This window comes from Streptomyces sp. NPDC046465 (assembly GCF_040646035.1).
Classification (GTDB): Bacteria; Actinomycetota; Actinomycetes; order Streptomycetales; family Streptomycetaceae; genus Streptomyces.
The window spans coordinates 180,029-200,066 of record NZ_JBEYZK010000005.1; the positions used below are offsets into that span (position 1 = coordinate 180,029).

At 71.6% G+C, this 20,038-nt stretch carries 18 protein-coding genes and 1 riboswitch; of the genes, 11 read left to right on the top strand and 7 right to left on the bottom strand.

Translation table 11 applies throughout. From position 1 onward, the window contains the following. Nucleotides 1–92: 92 nt before the first annotated feature. A complete protein-coding gene (locus ABZ953_RS10050; protein ID WP_361719662.1) occupies nucleotides 93–1,313 on the top strand; it encodes an acyl-CoA dehydrogenase family protein in 1,221 nt (406 codons plus the stop codon). Beyond that, nucleotides 1,310–2,062, top strand: coding sequence for an SDR family oxidoreductase (locus tag ABZ953_RS10055; protein WP_361719665.1), 753 nt, complete (start codon nucleotides 1,310–1,312; stop codon nucleotides 2,060–2,062). Before ABZ953_RS10050 ends, ABZ953_RS10055 begins: the two co-directional genes overlap by 4 nt. Nucleotides 2,063–2,089: 27 nt before the next feature. On the opposite strand, the gene ABZ953_RS10060 is transcribed toward ABZ953_RS10055, so the two are convergent. Continuing rightward, complete coding sequence (locus tag ABZ953_RS10060) at nucleotides 2,090–2,812, bottom strand: transporter substrate-binding domain-containing protein (RefSeq protein WP_361719668.1); 723 nt, start codon at nucleotides 2,810–2,812, stop codon at nucleotides 2,090–2,092. Nucleotides 2,813–3,018: 206 nt separating this feature from the next. Between ABZ953_RS10060 and pstS the strand changes: the two genes are divergently transcribed. From pstS to mmsB, 5 genes are all read left to right on the top strand, one after another. Next, nucleotides 3,019–4,173 carry a phosphate ABC transporter substrate-binding protein PstS gene (gene pstS / locus ABZ953_RS10065; protein ID WP_361719671.1) on the top strand — a complete coding sequence of 385 codons (1,155 nt, stop codon included), beginning with the start codon at nucleotides 3,019–3,021 and terminating at the stop codon, nucleotides 4,171–4,173. A 72-nt stretch (nucleotides 4,174–4,245) separates the two neighbouring features. After that, a riboswitch (cobalamin riboswitch) is annotated at nucleotides 4,246–4,427 on the top strand. A gap of 210 nt (nucleotides 4,428–4,637) precedes the next feature. Next, nucleotides 4,638–6,137 carry a CoA-acylating methylmalonate-semialdehyde dehydrogenase gene (locus ABZ953_RS10070; RefSeq protein ID WP_361719674.1) on the top strand — a complete coding sequence of 500 codons (1,500 nt, stop codon included), beginning with the start codon at nucleotides 4,638–4,640 and terminating at the stop codon, nucleotides 6,135–6,137. Nucleotides 6,138–6,142: 5 nt separating this feature from the next. After that, complete coding sequence (locus ABZ953_RS10075) at nucleotides 6,143–7,297, top strand: acyl-CoA dehydrogenase family protein (protein ID WP_361719677.1); 1,155 nt, start codon at nucleotides 6,143–6,145, stop codon at nucleotides 7,295–7,297. Next, complete coding sequence (locus tag ABZ953_RS10080; protein ID WP_361719680.1) at nucleotides 7,294–8,370, top strand: enoyl-CoA hydratase/isomerase family protein; 1,077 nt, start codon at nucleotides 7,294–7,296, stop codon at nucleotides 8,368–8,370. The genes ABZ953_RS10075 and ABZ953_RS10080 overlap by 4 nt, the downstream gene beginning before the upstream one ends. Further along, nucleotides 8,367–9,335, top strand: coding sequence for a 3-hydroxyisobutyrate dehydrogenase (gene mmsB, locus ABZ953_RS10085; protein ID WP_361719683.1), 969 nt, complete (start codon nucleotides 8,367–8,369; stop codon nucleotides 9,333–9,335). The genes ABZ953_RS10080 and mmsB overlap by 4 nt, the downstream gene beginning before the upstream one ends. A 92-nt stretch (nucleotides 9,336–9,427) precedes the next feature. Here mmsB and ABZ953_RS10090 read toward each other — a convergent pair whose 3' ends face one another. The 6 genes from ABZ953_RS10090 to ABZ953_RS10115 form a co-directional block, all read right to left on the bottom strand. Next, nucleotides 9,428–11,044: a hypothetical protein gene (locus ABZ953_RS10090; RefSeq protein ID WP_361719686.1), complete on the bottom strand. Its 1,617-nt coding sequence runs from the start codon at nucleotides 11,042–11,044 to the stop codon at nucleotides 9,428–9,430. A 320-nt stretch (nucleotides 11,045–11,364) separates the two neighbouring features. Continuing rightward, nucleotides 11,365–12,054, bottom strand: a complete 690-nt coding sequence (locus ABZ953_RS10095) for a YoaK family protein (RefSeq protein ID WP_361719689.1) — start codon at nucleotides 12,052–12,054, stop codon at nucleotides 11,365–11,367. 13 nt (nucleotides 12,055–12,067) lie between these two features. Continuing rightward, on the bottom strand, nucleotides 12,068–13,687 hold the full coding sequence (locus ABZ953_RS10100; protein ID WP_361719692.1) for an NAD(P)/FAD-dependent oxidoreductase: 1,620 nt from the start codon (nucleotides 13,685–13,687) through the stop codon (nucleotides 12,068–12,070). Then, the gene (locus ABZ953_RS10105; protein WP_361719695.1) at nucleotides 13,680–14,138 is read right to left on the bottom strand and encodes an SRPBCC family protein; all 459 of its coding nucleotides are present in this window, start codon (nucleotides 14,136–14,138) and stop codon (nucleotides 13,680–13,682) included. Before ABZ953_RS10105 ends, ABZ953_RS10100 begins: the two co-directional genes overlap by 8 nt. 115 nt (nucleotides 14,139–14,253) lie before the next feature. Beyond that, complete coding sequence (locus tag ABZ953_RS10110) at nucleotides 14,254–14,877, bottom strand: isochorismatase family protein (RefSeq protein WP_361719698.1); 624 nt, start codon at nucleotides 14,875–14,877, stop codon at nucleotides 14,254–14,256. Nucleotides 14,878–14,986: 109 nt separating this feature from the next. After that, the gene (locus ABZ953_RS10115; RefSeq protein WP_361719701.1) at nucleotides 14,987–15,979 is read right to left on the bottom strand and encodes a DJ-1/PfpI family protein; all 993 of its coding nucleotides are present in this window, start codon (nucleotides 15,977–15,979) and stop codon (nucleotides 14,987–14,989) included. Between the two features lie 226 nt (nucleotides 15,980–16,205). Between ABZ953_RS10115 and ABZ953_RS10120 the strand changes: the two genes are divergently transcribed. From ABZ953_RS10120 to ABZ953_RS10135, 4 genes are all read left to right on the top strand, one after another. Next, complete coding sequence (locus tag ABZ953_RS10120) at nucleotides 16,206–16,946, top strand: methyltransferase domain-containing protein (RefSeq protein WP_361719704.1); 741 nt, start codon at nucleotides 16,206–16,208, stop codon at nucleotides 16,944–16,946. 103 nt (nucleotides 16,947–17,049) lie between these two features. After that, nucleotides 17,050–18,174 (top strand): iron ABC transporter permease, encoded by a 1,125-nt coding sequence (locus ABZ953_RS10125; RefSeq protein WP_361719707.1) that lies wholly within the window; start codon nucleotides 17,050–17,052, stop codon nucleotides 18,172–18,174. Continuing rightward, complete coding sequence (locus ABZ953_RS10130; RefSeq protein WP_361719710.1) at nucleotides 18,175–18,999, top strand: ABC transporter ATP-binding protein; 825 nt, start codon at nucleotides 18,175–18,177, stop codon at nucleotides 18,997–18,999. Next, nucleotides 18,996–20,000: an ABC transporter substrate-binding protein gene (locus ABZ953_RS10135; protein WP_361719713.1), complete on the top strand. Its 1,005-nt coding sequence runs from the start codon at nucleotides 18,996–18,998 to the stop codon at nucleotides 19,998–20,000. Before ABZ953_RS10130 ends, ABZ953_RS10135 begins: the two co-directional genes overlap by 4 nt. Nucleotides 20,001–20,038 lie beyond the last annotated feature (38 nt).

Here is a 20,038-nt window from a genome sequence, read left to right on the forward strand (position 1 = left end):
CGTGACACGGGCCGCGAAACCCGGCGGTGTATCCACCGGGCGAGCCGTGGGCCCAGACTCAGATCCGGACCAAGACCGTGGGAGGACGACCCGTGTTCGACGTGACCGACAGGGCCAAGGAGTACCAGGAGCGGCTGCTCGCCTACATGGACGAGTACGTCTACCCCGCCGAGGCGGTGTACGAGGCACAGATGGCGGAGTCGGGCGACCCGCACTTCCACCCACCGGTTCTCGAAGAGCTCAAGGCCGAGGCGAAGAGGCAGGGCCTCTGGAACCTCTTCCACCCGCATCCCGAGTGGGGCCCGGGGCTGACCAACCTGGAGTACGCGACGCTCGCCGAGATCATGGGCCGCAGCGCACACCTCGCCCCCGAGGCCACCAACTGCAACGCGCCCGACACCGGCAACATGGAGGTCCTCACCCTCTTCGGCACCGACGAGCACAAGGAGAAGTGGCTGGGGCCGCTGCTCGCGGGCGAGATCGCCTCCGCGTTCGCGATGACCGAACCGGCCGTCGCCAGCTCCGACGCCCGCAACATCGAGATGCGAATGGTCCGCGACGGAGACGACTACGTCCTCAACGGCCGCAAGTGGTGGACCTCGAACGCCCTGCACAGGAACTGCCGCGTCCTCATCGTCATGGGCAAGACCGACCCCGACGGACCGAGCCACCGGCAGCAGAGCATGATGGTCGTCCCGCTCGACACGCCGGGCGTCACCGTCCTGCGCGGCCTGCCCGTCTTCGGCTACCAGGACCGCGAGGGTCACGCCGAGGTGCTCTTCGAGGACGTCCGCGTCCCGCGCACCGCCCTGCTCGCGGGCGAGGGCGACGGCTTCATGATCAGCCAGGCCCGGCTCGGCCCTGGCCGCATCCACCACTGCATGCGCACGATCGGCATGGCGGAGCGTGCCCTCGACCTGATGATCGACCGCGCGCAGTCGCGTACGACGTTCGGCGCGCCCCTGTCCGACCGGGCCAACATCCAGGACTGGATCGCCGAGTCCCGTGTCGAGATCGACATGGCCCGCCTGCTGACCCTCAAGGCCGCCCATCTCATGGACACCGTCGGCAACAAGGAGGCCCGCACGGAGATCGCCGCGATCAAGGTGGCCGCGCCCGAGGTCGCCCTCAAGGTCGTCGACCGCGCGATCCAGGTGCACGGCGGCGCCGGCGTCAGCGACGACTTCCCGCTCGCGAGCATGTACGCCCACCTGCGCACCCTGCGCCTCGCCGACGGCCCCGACGAGGTGCACAAGCGCACCATCGCCGTGCGCGAGCTGCGGCGCCGCGAGGCCGAGCGGAGCCCGCGATGAGCGGCCCGCTCGACGGAAAGGTCGCCGTCGTCACGGGAGCGTCGCGGGGCATCGGCCTCGCGGCGGCCGCGGCCCTGCGCGACCGCGGTGCCCAGGTCGTGATCACCTCGCGCAGCGAGGAACGCGCCGAAGAGGCGGCCCGTGAACTCGGCGGGTCGGTGGCGGGGTTCGGCGCCCACGCCACCGACGAAGCCGCCGCGCGCGCCTGCGTCGACCACACCGTGGCGACGTACGGGCGCCTGGACATCCTGGTGAACAACGCCGGTACGAACCCCGCGTACGGCCCGGTCATCGACCAGGACCACGGGCGGTTCGCCAAGACGATGGACGTCAACCTGTGGGCGCCGATCCTGTGGACGTCGCTCGCGGTGAAGGCGTGGATGGGCGAGCACGGCGGCTCCGTCGTCAACACCGCCTCGATCGGCGGGCTTTCGGTGGCGCGGGACGTCGGCATCTACCACGTGTCCAAGGCCGCGCTCATCCACCTCACCAAGCAACTCGCCCTGGAGCTCGGCCCGAAGGTCCGTGTCAACGCCATCGCCCCCGGCGTCGTGCGCACCCGGCTCGCCGAGGCGCTGTGGCAGGAGAACGAGGCGCGGGTCGCCGCGGCCACCCCGCTGGGCCGCATCGGCGAACCCGAGGACCTGGGGGAGGCCGTGGCGTTCCTCGCCGGTGACGGCGCGCGCTGGATCACCGGCGAGACGCTCGTCGTCGACGGCGGACAGCTTCTCGGGTCGGGGCCGTTGTGAGGGGGAGGAGGAAGGGAAGGGGGAGGGCTACCTGGGCGGGGCGGCCAGCGTCTCGCTCTGTCCCGAGCGCCGGAGGGAGGCGGCGACGAATCCCGTGGCCTTGAGCTCCTCGACGAGGTCACGGAGGAACTCGACCGTCCCGGGCGCGCGACTCCGTGTCGTGCCCACCGCCTGCCGGATCTGCATGAACCGGTCCTCGACCAGGCGCAGTTCGGGGTGGGCCGCCACGTACTCGGTCAGCGGCCGCCTGATGCCCGCCGCGACCTCCAGGCCCTCGGTGCGGAAGACGTCGACTCCCTCGTCGCCGCGTACGACGCTCGCGTGCCGCAGGGTGCGGGAGAGGAACAGGTCGTAGGCGGAGCCCCGCTTCACGCCGATCCGCACGCCCGCCCGGTCGACGTCGGCCGCCGCGGTGAAGGGCGCTTCCCGGGGCACGGCGTACACGCCCTCGATCACGACGTACGGCGCGGTGAAGGCGACCTCGGCCTCGCGGGCCGGCTCGACGGCGAGGAGGCAGAGGTCGGCCCGGCCCTCCGCCATGGCCTCGTACGACTTGCGTGCCGCGTCGAAGCAGAGGAGTTCAACGGGGACGCCGAGCCGGGCGCCGACCTCGCGCGCGAGGTCGACGGTGATGCCGGAGGGGGCCGCCGAAGTGCCCTGGGCCAGCACCGGGTTGCCCAGATTGATGGACGCCCGCAGGACGCCGGTCGGTGCCAGGTCCTCGGCGACGGCAGCAGGCGTGATCTTCATGCAGCGGAGTTTAGGGCACGCCCGCCTGCCGCTCGATCGCCGCATCGCCGCATCGCCGTATCCCCGTGTCCTCGTATCCCCGTATCGCCGTACGTCGCTCGATGTTCGCCTCCGCTTCACCCGCCGCTGCCGTGGATCGGCGAGCATCTGAGGCCGGGATCAGAGCCCGGTCGAGATCCATGTCGCGGTACCCCGAGGGGACAACGTTGCAACGCCCACGTCCAGGACGTACGTACCGAGGAGGCAGAACGCGCGCGGCGGTCTCCCTCACGGCCCTGCTCCCGCTCTCCCTGGCGGGATGCGGCCTCGCGGGCATCGGGGGTGACGACGGGGACGGCGACGAGCGGGCCGCCGCCCGATCCTCCGCCGTCGCCGGGATCGACTGCGCCGATGCCGGAAAGGTCCCGGGCACCGGGTCGAGCGCCCAGCAGAACGCCATGAAGTACTGGATCAAGCAGTACCAGGGGGCGTGCCCGGGCGTGCGGATCGCGTACAACCCGATCGGGTCCGGGGCGGGCGGGGCGCAGTTCCTGCGGGGCGCGACCGCGTTCGGCGGCTCCGACAGCGCGCTGAAGCCCGCGGAGGTCGAGCGCTCGAAGGAGGTCTGCCGGGACGGGCGCGCGATCGACCTGCCCATGGTCGCCGGGCCCATCGCCATCGGGTACGACCTGCCGGGCGTGGAGGACCTCGTTCTGGACGCCCCGACCCTCGCCAGGATCTTCGACCGGAAGGTCACCTCCTGGGACGACCCGGAGATCCGGCGCCTCAACCCCGGCACCGACCTGCCCTCCATCCCGGTCCGCCCCGTGCACCGCTCGGACGACTCCGGCACCACGCAGAACTTCCAGGCCTACCTCGCGGGCGCGGCCCCCGAAGCCTGGGCCCACCCGGTCGGCAAGGCCTGGCAGGGCGGGGGCGGCGCCTCGGCGAGCGGGTCGAGCGGCGTGGCATCGGAGGTGACCTCGGGGTTCGGCGCCATCGGCTACTTCGAGCTGTCCTTCGCGCGGGACCGGCGGATAAGGACCGTGAGCATCGACACGGGCGCGCCCGCCCCGGTCGGACCGACACCCGCGACGGCGTCGGCCGGCATCGCGGAGGCGCGCGTCGCGGGCAAGGGCCAGGACCTGACGCTGAAGTTCCGCTACGGCGCCGCGACTCCGGGCGCGTACCCGATCGTCCAGGTGACCTACGAGATCGTCTGCGACAGGGGGAACCGCGCGGAGACGCTGCCCGCCCTCAAGTCGTTCCTGGCGTATACGGCGAGCCGGGCGGGCCAGAAGGAATTGTCCGACCTGCACTACGCACCGCTCCCGGAGTCCGTCGCCGGTCAGGTGCGTGACGTGGTGGGCACGCTTTCCTGACCTACGGGCAGCGACACCTACGGGCAACGACTTGCCTGGCGGGGTGGACTTACTAGGACGTCCAACTATATGTTCGTGACCAGAGCCCGCGGTGCAGGGAAGCCGGTGTGAATCCGGCGCGGTCCCGCCACTGTGACCGGGGAGTGCGTTCTCGCCGAGCGATACGCCACTGACGGAGCAAGTCCCGTCGGGAAGGCGGGAGAACGCGCGCTGATCCGGGAGTCAGGATACCGGCCGCGGGGTGTTCCGTGTTGTCCACGAGGATGGAGCAGACACGCATGGCACCGGTCCGTAACCACGACCCAGGTGATCCGGCGAAGCGAGCGGCGACCCCTGTCGACGTCCGACTCCACGACGGCTCTTAGGCCTTCGCGTCCCACGTCAGAACCGCCCGCCCACCTCACCCGGTGGCGCCGTCGGCCTGTCGTGCCATCCCCGGACTCACCTGACGAGAGCAGGCTCTCATGGTCCGTGAACTGACACATTTCATCGGCGGCAAGCACGTGCGCGGGGCATCCGGGCTCTTCGCCGACGTGTACGACCCCAACACCGGCTCCGTACAGGCACATGTGCCGCTGGCCGGGCGCGACGAGACGGCCGCGGCGATCGCCGACGCCGAGTCCGCGCAGCATGCGTGGGGCGAGTGGAACCCGCAGCGGCGCGCCCGCGTCCTGCTGCGCTTCCTCCAACTCGTCGAAGAGGAAAGGGAGTCCCTGGCCCGACTGCTCTCCAGCGAGCACGGCAAGACGGTCGCCGACGCCCACGGTGACCTGCAACGCGGCCTGGAGGTCGTCGAGTTCGCCGCGGGCATCCCGCATCTCCTCAAGGGCGAGTTCACCGACAACGCAGGCACCGGCATCGACGTGCACTCCCTGCGGGTGCCACTCGGCGTCACCGCCGGGATCACCCCGTTCAACTTCCCCGCGATGATCCCGCTGTGGAAGGCGGCCCCCGCGCTCGCCTGCGGCAATTCCTTCATCCTCAAGCCGTCCGAACGCGCGCCCTCCGTACCGCTCAGGCTCGCCGAACTGTTCCTGGAGGCGGGCCTGCCGCCCGGCGTCCTCAATGTCGTCAACGGCGGCAAGGAGAGCGTCGACACCCTCCTGGAGGACCCCCGGGTCCAGGCGCTCGGCTTCGTCGGGTCCACGCCGATCGCCGCGCACATCTACGCCACCGCCGCCGCGCACGGCAAGCGCGCCCAGTGCTTCGGCGGCGCCAAGAACCACATGATCGTCATGCCGGACGCCGACCTCGACCAGGCCGTCGACGCCCTCATCGGCGCCGGATACGGCTCGGCGGGGGAGCGCTGCATGGCCATAGCGGTCGCCGTCCCCGTGGGCGAGGAGACCGCCGACGCGCTCGTCGCCCGGCTCAAGGAACGAGTCGCCGAACTGCGCATCGGCCGCTCCGACGACCCCGAGACGGACTTCGGCCCGCTGGTGAGCCGCGACGCGCTCGACCGGGTCCGGCGCTATGTGGACATCGGCGTCAACGAAGGCGCCGAACTCATCGTGGACGGCCGGGATTTCACGCTGTCCGGTCACGAGAACGGATTCTTCGCCGGAGCCACGCTCTTCGACCGCGTCTCGCCCCGCATGCGGATCTACCGCGAGGAGATCTTCGGCCCGGTCCTCTGCGTGGTCCGCGCGGCGGACTACGAGACCGCCCTGCGCCTGCCCACCGAACACCCCTACGGCAACGGCGTCGCCCTCTTCACCAGGGACGGCGACACCGCCCGCGACTTCACGCGCCGCGTCGGCGCAGGCATGGTCGGGGTCAACGTGCCGATCCCGGTCCCGGTGGCGTACCACACCTTCGGCGGCTGGAAGCGGTCCGGCTTCGGCGACCTCAACCAGCACGGCCCCGACTCCGTCCGCTTTTACACCCGTACGAAGACCGTCACCTCGCGCTGGCCCTCCGGGGCCAAGGAAGGCGCGAGCTTCACCATCCCGACGATGGGATGACGGCGATGACAACGATGGCCACCACCCTCACCAAGGACCAGCTCGCACTGACCGAGGTCACACTCGACTTCGCAGACACATATCTGGCGCCGCACGCCGTCGCCTGGGACCGCGACAAACACTTCCCCGTGGACGTCCTGCGCAAGGCCGCCGAACTGGGCCTCGGCGGTGTCTACGTACGCGAGGAGCACGGCGGTTCCGGGCTCGGCCGCACCGACGGCACCCTCGTCTTCGAGGCCCTGGCCACCGGCTGCCCCTCCATCGCCGGTTACCTCTCCATCCACAACATGGTCGCCTGGATGATCGACCGGTACGGCGACGAGGGCCAGCGCACCCGCTGGCTGCCGGACCTGTGCACGGCCGCGTCCCTGGGCAGCTACTGCCTCACCGAACCCGGTGCCGGATCGGACGCCGCGGCCCTGCGGACGCGGGCCGAACGCGACGGCGACGCGTACGTCCTGACCGGCGTCAAGCAGTTCATCTCCGGAGCGGGCGCCACGGACGTGTACGTCGTCATGGCCCGTACCGGCGAGGAGGGACCCGGCGGCATCTCCGCGTTCGTCGTCGAACGGGACGACCCCGGTCTCTCCTTCGGCGCCGACGAACGCAAGATGGGCTGGAACGCCCAGCCGACCCGCCAAGTGCTCCTCGACGGCGTCCGCATCCCCGCCGACCGGCGGCTCGGCGCCGAGGGGGACGGCTTCCGCATCGCGATGTCCGGCCTCAACGGCGGGCGCCTCGGCATAGCGGCCTGCTCCCTGGGCGGCGCGCAGAGCGCACTGCACCGCAGCGTGGCCTACCTCGCCGACCGTGAGGCGTTCGGCGCGTCCCTCCTGGACTCCCAGGCGCTGCGGTTCCGGCTCGCCGACATGGCCACCGAACTGTCGGCGGCCCGCGCGCTGGTCCGCCAGGCCGCCGACGCCCTCGACCGGGGCGACGCACGGGCTCCGCAGCTCTGCGCCATGGCCAAGCGGTTCGCCACCGACACCGGCTACTCCGTGGCCGACCGTGCCCTTCAACTCCACGGCGGCTACGGCTATTTGAGCGAGTACGGCATCGAGAAGATCGTCCGTGACCTGCGGGTCCACCAGATCCTGGAAGGAACCAACGAGATCATGCGCCTGATCGTGGCCCGCGGCCTGACCGAGGCCGTCCGATGACCGCGGCCGACGACTCCGTACTGCTGCGCGTCGAGGGCCGCGCGGCCCATCTGGTCCTCAACCGCCCCAAGGCCCTCAACGCCCTCACCCATGCCATGGTGCGCCGCATCGACCAGGCGCTCGCCGACTGGGAACACGATCCCGCCGTCGAGACCGTCGTCCTCACCGGCGCGGGCGAGCGCGGCCTGTGCGCGGGCGGCGACATCCGGTCCATCCACGAGGACGTCACGACCGGTGACGGAGGGGCGACGCGGGACTTCTGGCGCGACGAGTACCGCCTCGACGCCCGGATCGCGCGCTACCCGAAGCCGTTCGTGACCGTCATGGACGGCATCGTGATGGGCGGCGGTGTCGGCGTCTCGGCCCACGCGGACGTGCGCGTGGTCACCGAGCGCTCCCGCGTGGCGATGCCCGAGACCGGCATCGGATTCGTGCCCGACGTCGGCGGCACCTACCTGCTCGGCCTCGCGCCCGGCGGGCTCGGCCCTCATCTCGCCCTCACGGGAGCACAGTTGACAGCCGGTGACGCGCTCAGGTGCGGACTCGCCGACCACTTCGTACCGTCGTCGTCCCTGCCCTCGCTGATCGCGGACCTCGCCGGGGCGCCCGTACGAGACGTCCTTCCGCGGTACGTCCAGGACGCGCCGCCCGGTCAACTGGCCGACGAGCGCGGGTGGATCGACCACTGCTATGCCGCCGACACCGTCGAGGAGATCGTCGACCGGCTCCACGCGGAGGGATCACGCGCGGCGAAGGAGGCCGCGGAGGCCCTGCTCGGGCGCTCGCCGACCGCACTCAAAGTGACCTTGGAGGCGCTGCGGCGCGCACGCGGTCTCGGTTCGCTGGAGGCGGTCCTCGACCAGGAGTACCGCGTCTCGTGCGCGGCCCTGGCCTCGCACGACCTGGCGGAGGGCATCCGTGCCCAGGTCATCGACAAGGACCGCACGCCGCACTGGAGCCCCGGCACGCTCGCCGGGGTGAGCGCGGACGACGTCGTACGTTTCTTCGCGCCGCTCGGGGGCCGTGAACTCGGCCTGCGTGGCGACGCCGTGACGCAGGAGGTGGCGTGGTGAGCCGGACCGAGGACACCGAGGCGGCCGAGGCGGCCGAGGCGGCCGAGGTGAAGAACATCGCCTTTGTCGGGCTCGGCAACATGGGCGGGCCGATGGCCGCGAATCTTGCCGCGGCCGGGCACCGCGTCGTCGGCCACGACCTGTCGGCCGACGCGCTGGCCGCCGCCGCGGAGAGGGGAGTGGTGGCCGCCGCCTCGGCCGTCGAAGCCGTGGCGGACGCCGATGTGGTGATCACCATGCTGCCCGCCGGACGCCACGTCCTCGCGCTCTACCGCGACGGGGGACTGCTCGCGGCGGCGGCTCCGGGCACGCTGTTCCTCGACTGCTCCACCATCGACGTCGCGGACGCCCGCACCGCGCACGAGGCTGTCGCCGCCGCCGGTCACCGCGGCCTCGACGCGCCGGTCTCCGGCGGAGTGGTGGGCGCCGAAGCGGGCACGCTGACCTTCATGGCGGGCGGTGGCGCGGCGGAGTTCGCGGCCGCCGAGCCCTTGCTCGCCGTGCTGGGGAAGCGCGCCGTGCACTGCGGGGCGGCCGGTGCCGGGCAGGCGGCGAAGATCTGCAACAACATGATCCTCGGCGTCTCGATGGTCGCCGTGAGCGAGGCCTTCGTGCTCGGCGAGAGCCTCGGCCTGACCGCGCAGGCGCTCTTCGACGTGGCCTCCACCGCGTCGGGGCAGTGCTGGGCGCTCACCGCCAACTGCCCGGTGCCGGGACCGGTCCCCGCGAGCCCGGCCAATCGCGACTACCGTCCGGGCTTCGCGGCCGCGCTCATGGCGAAGGACCTCGGCCTGGCCGCCGGGGCGGCGCGCGCGACGGGCGTGGACGCGGCGCTCGGCCTGCGCGCGGCCGAACTGTACGAGGAGTTCGCCGCGGACGGCGGAGCGGAGCGTGACTTCTCGGCGATCGTGCAGGCGATCAGGGAACGCTCCGGCGCGGACATCACCGGCGTGGATGCCACCTGAGAATGGGCTGACCGCAAGGCCTCGGCGGCCTTGCGGTCAGTGTGAGCGGGTTGCCGACGGTGTGGCGACGGTGCTCACGATTCCGGTGACGCTCACGATTCCACTGAGACGAACTGACTGTCGGGGGCGTCCGGGGGAGGAGTCGCCGCGGAGCCCGTGACCTCGGGCGCGTCCTCCCGGATGCCTTCGGTGTCCGAAGCGGGCGAGGCACCTTGGCCGACGGTGCCCGCGGACTCCAGCCACGGTACGGCGTACACGTTGGTGCGGGCCGGCTGCCGGGCTGCCGCCAGGGCCAGCTGCTCCGCCCTGGCCGACGGCGGTCCGTCGGTCGGCGGCGAGTAGGGAACCAGACTGCTCAGCCAGGCGACGATCTGCACGCCGGGGACCGTGAGGGTCGTGCCGTCGAAGGACGACGCGAACCGACGGGTCGACGAGCTGTTCTGGTAGCTGCCCGACAGAGAGAAGGGACCTATTCCGACGCTGCTGCGGATCGACGTGGCCTGTGTGGCCCGTTGGAGATCCGTCGTCCCCCAGTCCGCGCTTATCTTGATGTCCCTGGCGACGATGAATGCGGTCGGAAGGAGGGAGAAGATTCCCTCGTTCTTGTCGCTGATCTCACCGGTCGAATAGTCGCCCGGTCGGCGCCCTGCCGTGCTCCAGCCGCGCAAGGACGTCAAGGACGTGTCCAGCCAACGGCGGCGTATTTCGATCCGCCCGAAACGGAACGAGATGTTCATGTTCGACGTCTCGGTGTGAAGGCTGTACTGGGTCCTTTCCGTGGTACCTGCCGCGCCGACCCGCCACAGGCCGAGATTGATCCCGCCGCCTGCTCCATAGCGGGAGAATCGCGATTCTTCGTTGATGCGGAGCCTGTTGGACGTCAGCGTCAATGCCGTGAAGTTCGCGGCGGCCGATTCGGCGAACCAGTTGCCGGGGAAGGCCTCGCACAGATGCCAGAAGATGTTGGCGTCGACGAGGCTGCCTCGCCTGGTCTGCATATACGTCTGGCGGGCGCGGGAGAAGATGCCCGCAAGGCTCGACTGCTGATGCTGCCCCAGGGTGGCGAGGGCGCTCTCCACCACGCCGGGACTGGCTGCCTGGAGGTCCTGGTAGGCCAGGTCCACGGGCGCCCTGAGCACCGGCGCCAGGATGGCCCACTTCCGCTGGTCCTCCGGCTTGCTCAGGTCGTACTGGAGGAAGTTGGTGGTGTAGCTGAGCAGTGCGGCGTTGTAGAGCTGCATCTTGTTCTTGTAGTTGCGGTACAGCGGCGAGTCGACCTTCACCGTGACGGGAAGACCGTCCTGGTCGAAGTCCTGCCCGTCCACGAACAGCAGATTGAACGCCCTCTCGTAGGCCCGCTGCCCTTCGGGGTCCGCCGGCGGTGGGTTCACGTTGGCGCGGACGATCTCGCCGTAGACGTTGTCGGTGCTGACGCCGCCGACCGCATAGGCCGGTGTCAGCAAGGGGACGGGGTCCACCAGGGTTGCGAAGTTCTCGCTCGCCGCGACGGAACCGTTCGGATTGTTCGGCGACCACGGGTTCGCGAACTGCGCCTGGTCCACGGGATTTCCGGGAAGTTGCAGCGACATATATGTCTGAGCCCGCCGCAAAATGGGCTGTCCGCCGCCGATTCCGGAAGGGGTGGTGGTGAGCGCGTCGAAGATCGCGTCGTAAATCCCTTGCAGTAACTGCTTTTGATCGATGGCCATGGGCTGCCCTCCTGAATTGACCATCTCCGGATGAGGGTGGGGCGATACTGGTTTCCTACTCCTGCAGAACAACACCGTCAATGAGACGAAAGACGTGTGGGGAGCCGGAACGAGCGCGGAACGAGGGCGGAACGAGATCCAACGACGACCGCTGAGGGGTGCGCTCGGCGGGGTGCCGGACGGCACGCCCGAACTCGAACGGAAGTCGTGGGTGTGAGGGCGTTCTCAGCGGGCACTCGATGGGTGGGTCCCGCCGTGTCTCCCCCGTCGCGGCGGGGCCCACTTGCCTTCCTGAGCCGACTCGACAGTGACAGCAGGGGTCAGTCTCCCTCGCGGTACGCGAGAGCCGTCACGGCGACGATCACCGTGGTCAGGAGCAGCGGCCAGCCGATCCCGTGGTGGAGGACGAGCCACGCGCCGGGGACCGCGCCCGCGACCATCGCGGCCACGGCGATGATCCGGCGGACGGCCCGCCGGTCGGCGCCGCCCGCGAGCCGGGAGTCGGCGGCCAGCGCCGCGAGCGTCCGGGTGAGGACCGTCGTGCTCATGGACGGGACGGCCAGCCTGCCGACGGTGCCGTTGCGCAGCCCCATGGCGAGGGCCACGAGCGCGATCACGGGGTACGGCGGCGTCCTTCCCGCGGTGAACGCGACGGCGGTGGCCGCGCCGAGCAGCACGGCCTCGATCCACACCGCGGTGCGGACCCACGGCACGCGGTGCCGGTCGCGGAAGGCGTTGGCCAGCCGGCCCGCGGCCACGGCGCCGACGAGGAACGCCGCCAGGGACACCAGGGAGCCGATGACGGAGAAACCCGGCGCCCCGGCCAGGGCGAACCCGATGACGACGACGTTGCCCGTCATGTTGGCGGTGAAGACGCGGCCGAGGCCCAGATAGCAGACGGCATCGACGAGGCCGCTGACCGCCGTCAGAGTGATGAGGGCCAACGACAGCGGATGGCCGTCGCCGATCTCCGCGGTCGGTACGGAGCGGCTTCCGTGGTGAGTCGCCATGCCGGTCTCTACCTCACCGGCCAAGCCCGGGGCGGCCGCGGCCGGTGAGCAGCCGCTGCGCCCCCGCGAGCGGCACCGGCAACCGGCGCCGCAGTGCGGCCCGCGCCGCGTTGGCTCCCGGAGCTCCGTGCACGCCACCGCCGGGATGCGCCCCGGCAGACGCGAGGAACAGCCCGGCCACGGGCGTCTCCGGGCGTCCTGTACCCGGGGCGGGCCGGAAGAACAACTGCTGGTGCAGCGCCGTCGTGCCGCCGTTGAGCGCGCCGCCGTGCAGGTTGCGGTCCAGGGATTCCAGGGTGGTGGGCGCCAGGACACGGCGGGCGCGGATGAGTGCGCGGAAGCCGGGCGCGAAGCGTTCGACCTGCCGCTCGACCCGGTCCGCCATGGCCTCCTGGTCTCCCGGCCGCCACGCCCCGGAGATGCCCTCGTCACCGGCGTCCGCGCGGACCTCCTGCGGTACGTGGGTGTAGGCCCAGGCGGATTCGGTGCCACGCGGCGAGCGGGTGGCGTCCGAGGCCGTCATCTGGCCGAAGAGCAGGAACGGCCGGTCGGGCACCTGGTGCATGGCGAGCTGCGCGGCGAACCGGGTGAGCTCGTCCACCCCGTCGGCCAGATGGACGGTGCCCGCCCCCACCGCACCCTCGGCCTGCCAGGGGACCGGTCCGTCGAGCGCCCAGTCCACCTTGAAGGTGGCGAAGTCCCACTGGAAACGCCGCAGGTCCGTCAGGAGCTGCCCCGGCAGGTGTTCCGCGTCGACCAGTTCGCCGTACAGGGCGGGCACCGACACGTCCGCGAGGACGGCGCGCGCGGCGTGCACAGTGTCGCCGTCCGCGGTGCGCACGGCGACCGCACGCCCGTCGCGCACGACGATCCGCTCCGCCCTGCGACCGCACCGCACGCTGCCGCCGCGTGCCGTCAGCCGCTCGACCAGCGCCTTGATCAGCTCGCCGGAGCCGCCGACCGGCACCGGAAACCCGTAGGTCTGGCCCAGCATCGCCATCAGCCACCCGAACCCGCCACTGCCCGCGGCCTCGGGCGCGAGGTCGGCGTGCAGCGCGTTGCCCGCCAGCAGGAGGCGGCCGCCCTCGCCCGCGAACTCCTCCTCGCCGAGACGCCGTACCGGCAGTACCAGTGAGCGGGCCAGGCGGAGCGCGCCCGCGGGCTTGAGGCGCCGGGCCATGCGCGCGGTGGCCCGGATCGGCGGGAACGGCGTGAACAGGGCGTTCAGCAGGTCCGGGCGGATGCCTTCCCACACGTCGTGCAGGCGCCGCCAGGACGCCCCGTCGCCCGCGGCGAACGTGTCGAGGGAGGCGGCGGTGACGTCGGGACTCCGGTCGAGGACGGCGCAGCGGCCGCCGGTGAGGGGGTGGGCCACCACTCTGGGCGCGTGGCTCCACCGCAGCCCGTACTCGTGCAGCCGCAGCTGCTTCAGTACCGGCGAGGCGGCAGCCAGGGGGTAGAAGGAGCTGAAGAGGTCGTTGACGAAGTCCGGGTGGACGCCTCGGTCGTGCCGCACCGCACCACCGGCCTCGGGCTGTTCCTCCAGGACCGTGACGCTCCATCCGGCGTCCGCCAAGAGGTTGGCCGCGACCAGACCGTTGGGTCCGGCCCCGATCACCACCGCATCAGGCATGGCCTGCCTCGGCTTCGCACACGCGGGCGAGGCGGGCGAGCATCGCGCGGTGGCGCAGCTGGATCACCACTTCGACGCCGGCGTTGTGCAGGGCGCCCGCCACTCCGTGCAGGGGATGCTCGTCCACTCTCACCAGGGTGTGCTCTCCCCAGGGGCGTACGTCGATCGCGATCCGAGCCGTGCCGAGGGGACCCGCCTTCGCCTCCAGCTCCAGTACGGAAGCTTCCTCTCCGGAACCCTTCTTGCAGCGGCGCACGACCGTTTCGTTGGTCGCCCGGAACGGACCGAGGCGCACCTCGTACTCGATCGCCGCGCCGATGGCCGGCCACTGGCCGCGCACCGGCCGCGACGACGCGGTGCCCACCACCCATTGAGCGTATTTGGTGCCGTCGGCGAGTACCGCCCACACCGTCGCGGGGCTCACCTCGATGAGTCGATGACGCAGCGCCATCCTTGCCTCCCTGAGCTGTCGTCACCGCCGAGTGCCCCGGTTCGGCACCTCTTCAACATCGCCCACGGGCGCCGGGCCCGCACCTCGGCGGCGCGGGCCCGGCGGACACACGTGCTCAGGCGGGCAGGTCGTCGACCGTGTGCACCACGGGACCGAACCGGTCGGTGATCGTGGTCAGGGCGGCGGCCCGCACGGTGGCGGCGGACAGGACGGTGCCGTCCGGGGCGGCGAGGGAGCGGGTGGCGGTGGCTTCGGCGACGACGGTGGGCCGGTAGCCGTGGTTGACGGCTCCCTGCGCGGTGAAGGCGACGCACATGTGTGTCATGAAGCCGGCGAGGACCAGGCTCTTGTCACCGCCGGGAGCGAAGCCCAGGTCGACGAGGGTTTTCTCCAGGTCCGTGGCGTGGAAGGAGTCGGGGAACCCCTTGACGACGACGGGCTCGCCGTCCCGCGGGGCGACCTCGTCGCAGATCGCGCCGATGTGGGCGCGGATGTCGTACGGGGTGTTCTCGCCGCCGTCGTTGATGACGTGCACGACGGGAACGCCCGCGGCGCGGGCACGCGCCAGCAGCCGGGCGCCCGCAGCGAGCGCCTCGTCGGCGCCCGTCAGCTCCATCACGCCCGTGCGGTAGGTGTTCTGGAAGTCGATCAGGACCAGGGCGGACTCGGCGAGCCGGGGCGGCCGGTTGTCCAGGCCGAAGACGTCGCGCAGGGCCTTGGACGGGGTGTTCGTGCTCATGAGGTGCCTTTCGTAGGGGAGTTGGGCATGGCGAAGCCCGGTGCCTCGCATGCCGGAAGCTGGGGGGTGGTTCAGGGTGGTTCAGGGTGGTTCAGGTGGGCCGGGGCGGTCAGCCGGTCTGTGTACGGAAGCGGCGGCGGTAGGCCACCGGCGTCGTCGCGAGCTGCCGCCGGAACGCGCGGTGCAGCGTCTCCACCGAGCCGAGCCCGGCCGCCGCCGCGATCTGGTCGAGTGGACGGTCGGTGGCCTCCAGGAGCCGTCGGGCGACCTCGATACGGGCGGCTTCCACGTAGGACGCGGGGCTGGTGCCCGTCTCCTGCGTGAAGACGCGGGCGAAATGCCGCTCGCTCAGGCACATCCGGGCGGCCAGGGCCCCCGCGGACAGGTCGTCGTCGAGGTGGTCGGCGATCCACAGCCGCAGTTCGTCGATGTCACGACGGCTGGTGGCGGCACGGCTGAGCGGCACCGAGAACTGGCTCTGACCGCCCTGCCGTTTGAGATAGAGCACCAGCTGCCGGGCCACCGTCAGCGCGGTCTCCTCCCCCTGGTCCTCGGCGACCAGCGCGAGCGCGAGGTCCAGGCAGGCGCTGATCCCGGCCCCGGTCCACAGCCTGCCCCGGTCGGCGCGGACGAAGATCGGGTCCGGGTCGACCGTGACGCCCGGGTGGTCGGCGGCGAGCTGGGCGGCGGTCGACCAGTGCGTGGTCGCCGTCTTCCCGTCCAACAGGCCCGCGGCGGCGAGCAGATGGGCGCCCACACATACCGATGCCACGCGCCGTGCGTGCGGGGCGGTGGCCTTCACCCACGCCACGACCTCAGGGTCGACCCGTGCCTGCGGCCCGTCCTCCGTCATGTCGACCGCGCCCGGCACCAGCAGGGTGTCCACCTCCGCACCGACCTCCTCGAAGGAGAGGTCGGCGAGAAGCCGGACACCCGCCGACGTCCGGACCGCACCGGCGGCGGGCCCCGCAAGGCGGACCCGGTACCCGGCGCGGCCCGCGGTCTCCCGGTTGGCCAGCGCGAAGACCTCGGCGGGTCCCGTGACGTCGAGGAGGTCGACATCGGGGAAGACCGCGATGACGACCCGGTGTGTGAGGGGCATGTCCTCATCCTCACCGCCCCACCCGATGGCCGCAATGACGATTCCCTGTCACATCCGGACACGGAGCCGCTGTTCCCGTGCGCTTTCTCGAACCCGGCGGGAACCAGACAGGCCGGCCGTCCGACCACTGCAGCACAGGCCTCACTGCAGCACAGGCCTCCCTGCAACACAGGCCTCCCTGCAGCACAGGCCCCACGCACCGGCACCGGAACGAGGTAGCAGCTATATGAACTGGTACGAGGACGACGCATTCTGGTCGGACTTCTCCGAGACCATGTTCTCCGAGCGCAGGCGCGCGGAGGTGGAGAGCCTCGTGGCCGCCTCGCCGCTGCTCGCCTTCCCGGCCGGGAGCCGGGTGCTCGACCTGTGCTGCGGGCCCGGTCTGTATCTGGTGCCGCTGGCCCGGCGCGGCTGCGCGGTGACCGGGGTGGACCTCAGCCCCGCCATGCTGAAGCGGGCCGAGGCCGCGTGCGAGGCGGCCGGGGCCGACGTCCGCCTGGTGCGCGCGGACATGATGACGCACGTCGAGCAGGAGTCGTACGACGTGGTGCTCAACCTCTTCACCTCGTTCGGCTACTTCGACGACCCGCTCGACAACGAACGGGTGCTGCGCAACGCCCGCGACTCGCTCGTGCCGGGCGGCCGCCTCCTCGTCGACGTGATGGGCAAGGAGGTCCTCGCGGGCTGGATCGGCAGGCCCCAGGTCGTCGAGCTCGACGGCGGCGCGTACGTGCTGCAGCGCGACACCGTCCTGGACAGCTGGACCCGGCTGCGCACCGACTGGACGCTGGTGCGGGACGGCGAGGCGCGCGAGGCGTCGATCACCTCCTTCCTCTACAGCGCGGCCGAGCTGCGCGCGCTCTTCGAGGCGGCAGGCTTCAGCGACGTGCGGTGCTACGGCGACTTCGACGGCGGCCCGTACGACAACCGCTCCAAGCGACTGATCGTGAGCGGCACCCGACCGTAAGAGCCTGACCGCGGGAACTCCACGGCCGTCGCGGCCGACTACTGGTCAGCGGGCGGAGTCCGGCACGGCCCGCTGCCAACGTGCCGGTGAACGAGGGGACTTCATGACCGAGGCCGCACCCGTGACGCCGTCTTCGCGTCGCGCCGCACGCCCGCGCGGCGCACCGCGTCAGGCCGCCGAGGACCGGCCCGCCGGCCGCGGACGCCTGCTGACGACACTGGTGGCGCTCTCCGTCACCCTGGTCCTCTCGGTCTTGGCCGGGATCGCGCTGGGGCCCACCGTCGTACCGCCGGGCGACGTCGTGCACTTCCTGTACGCGGCGCTCACCGGGGGCAGCATCGGCGCGGACGAGGTGACGGGATACTCCATCGTCTGGCACGTGCGCACCCCGCGGGTGCTGCTCGCCGCGGTCGTGGGGGCCGGGCTCTCCGTCGTCGGCGTCGCCATCCAGGCGCTGGTGCGCAACGCCCTCGCCGACCCGTTCGTGCTCGGCATCTCGTCCGGCGCCTCCGTGGGGGCGACCGCCGTCGTGGTGTTCGGCGTCTTCGCCGGGCTCGGGGTGTACGCCCTGTCGGCCGCCGCGTTCCTCGGCGCGCTGGGCGCGACGGTACTGGTGTATCTGGCCGCGCGCGGTCCGATGGGCCTGACGCCGCTGCGCCTCGTCCTCACCGGGGTGGCGCTCGCGTACGGGTTCCAGGCCCTGATGAGCGTCCTGGTGTTCCTCGCCCCGAACGGGCAGGCCGCGCGGACCGTGCTGTTCTGGCTCCTCGGCAGCCTCGGCTCCGCGTCCTGGGAGTCGCTGCCCCTGGTGACGGCGGCCGTTCTGGTCGCGGTGGTCGTACTGCTGCGGCACAGCCGCTCGCTGGACGTCCTTTCGCTCGGCGACGAGACCGCGGCCAGCCTCGGCGTGGACGCGGAGACGCTGCGGCGCCGCCTCTTCGTACTCACCGCCGCCGTCACCGGGCTGATCGTCGCCGTCAGCGGGGCCATCGGGTTCGTCGGCCTCGTACTGCCCCACGTGGTGCGGATCTGGGTCGGCTCCACGCACCGGCGGGTGCTCGCGGTCGCGCCGCTCGCCGGGGCCTGCTTCATGGTCTGGGTCGATCTGGTGGCCCGTACCGCCTTCGCCCCCGAGGAACTGCCGCTCGGCGTGATCACCGCGCTCATCGGCGTCCCGGTGTTCATCGTGCTGATGCGCCGCCGCGGCTATCTCTTCGGAGGCCGGTAGATGGTCCTCTCCCTGCGTGACCTGACGGTCGAGGCGGCCGGGCGCACCCTCGTGGGCCGGCTGAACATCGAGGTGTCCGCCGGTTCCGTCGTGGGCGTCGTCGGCCCCAACGGCAGCGGCAAGTCGACCGCCCTGCGCTGCGTCTACCGGGCGATGCGCCCGACGTCCGGCGCCGTACTGCTCGACGGCACCGACCTGGCGTCGCTGAAACTGCGGGACAGCGCCCGCTCGATCGCCGCGCTGACCCAGGAGAGCCATACCGAACTCGACTTCACCGTCGAGGAGGTGGTCGCCCTGGGCCGTACCCCGCACGCGCACGGCAACCAGCCCCTGACCGCCCGCGAACGCGAGCTGTGCGGACAGGCGATGGACCGCCTCGACGTGACGCACCTCGCGGACCGCAGCGTGCTGACCCTCTCCGGGGGCGAACGGCAGCGCGTGCTCGTCGCACGCGCCCTCGTCCAGGAACCCCGCCTCCTCGTCCTGGACGAACCCACCAACCACCTCGACGTACGGCACCAGGTCGAGCTGCTCTCCTTCCTGCGCGGCTCCGGCCTTACCGTGCTCACGGCCCTGCACGACCTCAACCTCGCGGCCCAGGTCTGCGACCGCATCGCCGTGCTCGACACGGGCTGCCTGGTCGCCTCCGGTGCCCCCGCCGAGGTCCTCACCCCGGAGCTGGTCCGCAAGGTGTTCGGCGTCGACGCCGACGTCGTACCCCACCCGCGGACCGGCATCCCCCAACTGCTCTACGACCTCGCCCCGATCGCCCCCGTCCCCGCCGACACCCCCACCGACGCCCTTTCGGAAGGACCCCACGCGTGACCAGACCACCGCTCCCCCGAGCCCTCACCGCCGGGCTGCTGGCCACCGGGCTCCTGCTGACCGGCTGCGGCGCCGAGGTCGAACCGGCCGCGGACGGCAAGCCCGACACCGTCACCGTCTCCAACTGCGGCAAGAACGTCACGTACAAGCGTCCCGAGCGGGCGGTCGCCTACGACGTGAGCGGCGCGGAGAAGATGTTCGCCCTCGGCCTCGCCGACCGGATGCGCGGCTACGTCATGAACAAGCTCGGCGACCCCGCCATCAAGGGATCGCCCTGGCGCGAGGACTACAAGGAGGTGGAGCGCCTCGGCACCGAGCGCATCACCCGGGAGATCGTCGTCGATGCCCGCGCCGACTGGGTCCTCGCAGGCTGGAACTCCGGCTTCAGCGAGGAGCGCGGCGTCACCCCCGCCCTGCTCGACAAGGTGGGCGTCGACAGCTACCTGCACACCGAGACCTGCTGGGACTACGGCGACAAGAGCGTCGACGTGCCGCCGCTGGAGGCGCTCTACACCGACCTGGACAACCTGGGCAGGATCTTCGGCGTCGAGAAGCGGGCCCGCGGCCTCGTCACCGGGCTGCGGGGCCGTGTCGCCGCGCTGAAGAAGACCTGGCCCGACAAGGGCGACCCGGCCAAGGTGTTCGTCTACGACTCGGGCACCGACCAGCCGTTCACCGCGGGCCGGCACGCCGCGCCGAACGACATCATCACGGCCGCCGGAGGCAAGAACGTCTTCGGAGACCTCGACAAGGGCTGGACCACGGTCGGCTGGGAGCCCGTCATCAAGGAGAGGCCCGACGTCATCGTGATCGTCGACTACGCCGACCAGCCCGCCGCGGAGAAGATCGCCCACCTCAAGTCGCGGCCCGCCCTGAAGTCGGTCCCGGCAGTGCGGAACAACCGCTTCCTCGTCCTCTCCTACGGCGACGTCGTCAGCGGACCGCGCAACGTCGCGGGCGCCGAGAAGCTCGGCCGCTACCTCCGCTCGGTCGGGCGGTGACGGCGACCGTGACCGTGACACCGACACGCCCCGCGCAC

Bases quoted from the DNA above. Each gene is read 5' to 3' on its own strand.
- ABZ953_RS10055 (WP_361719665.1), top strand. From the start codon at position 1,310: ATGAGCGGCCCGCTCGACGGAAAGGTCGCCGTCGTCACGGGAGCGTCG.
- ABZ953_RS10060 (WP_361719668.1), bottom strand. From the start codon at position 2,812: ATGAAGATCACGCCTGCTGCCGTCGCCGAGGACCTGGCACCGACCGGC.
- ABZ953_RS10070 (WP_361719674.1), top strand. From the start codon at position 4,638: ATGGTCCGTGAACTGACACATTTCATCGGCGGCAAGCACGTGCGCGGG.
- ABZ953_RS10075 (WP_361719677.1), top strand. From the start codon at position 6,143: ATGACAACGATGGCCACCACCCTCACCAAGGACCAGCTCGCACTGACC.
- ABZ953_RS10080 (WP_361719680.1), top strand. From the start codon at position 7,294: ATGACCGCGGCCGACGACTCCGTACTGCTGCGCGTCGAGGGCCGCGCG.
- ABZ953_RS10090 (WP_361719686.1), bottom strand. From the start codon at position 11,044: ATGGCCATCGATCAAAAGCAGTTACTGCAAGGGATTTACGACGCGATC.
- ABZ953_RS10095 (WP_361719689.1), bottom strand. From the start codon at position 12,054: ATGGCGACTCACCACGGAAGCCGCTCCGTACCGACCGCGGAGATCGGC.
- ABZ953_RS10100 (WP_361719692.1), bottom strand. From the start codon at position 13,687: ATGCCTGATGCGGTGGTGATCGGGGCCGGACCCAACGGTCTGGTCGCG.
- ABZ953_RS10105 (WP_361719695.1), bottom strand. From the start codon at position 14,138: ATGGCGCTGCGTCATCGACTCATCGAGGTGAGCCCCGCGACGGTGTGG.
- ABZ953_RS10110 (WP_361719698.1), bottom strand. From the start codon at position 14,877: ATGAGCACGAACACCCCGTCCAAGGCCCTGCGCGACGTCTTCGGCCTG.
- ABZ953_RS10115 (WP_361719701.1), bottom strand. From the start codon at position 15,979: ATGCCCCTCACACACCGGGTCGTCATCGCGGTCTTCCCCGATGTCGAC.
- ABZ953_RS10120 (WP_361719704.1), top strand. From the start codon at position 16,206: ATGAACTGGTACGAGGACGACGCATTCTGGTCGGACTTCTCCGAGACC.
- ABZ953_RS10125 (WP_361719707.1), top strand. From the start codon at position 17,050: ATGACCGAGGCCGCACCCGTGACGCCGTCTTCGCGTCGCGCCGCACGC.
- ABZ953_RS10130 (WP_361719710.1), top strand. From the start codon at position 18,175: ATGGTCCTCTCCCTGCGTGACCTGACGGTCGAGGCGGCCGGGCGCACC.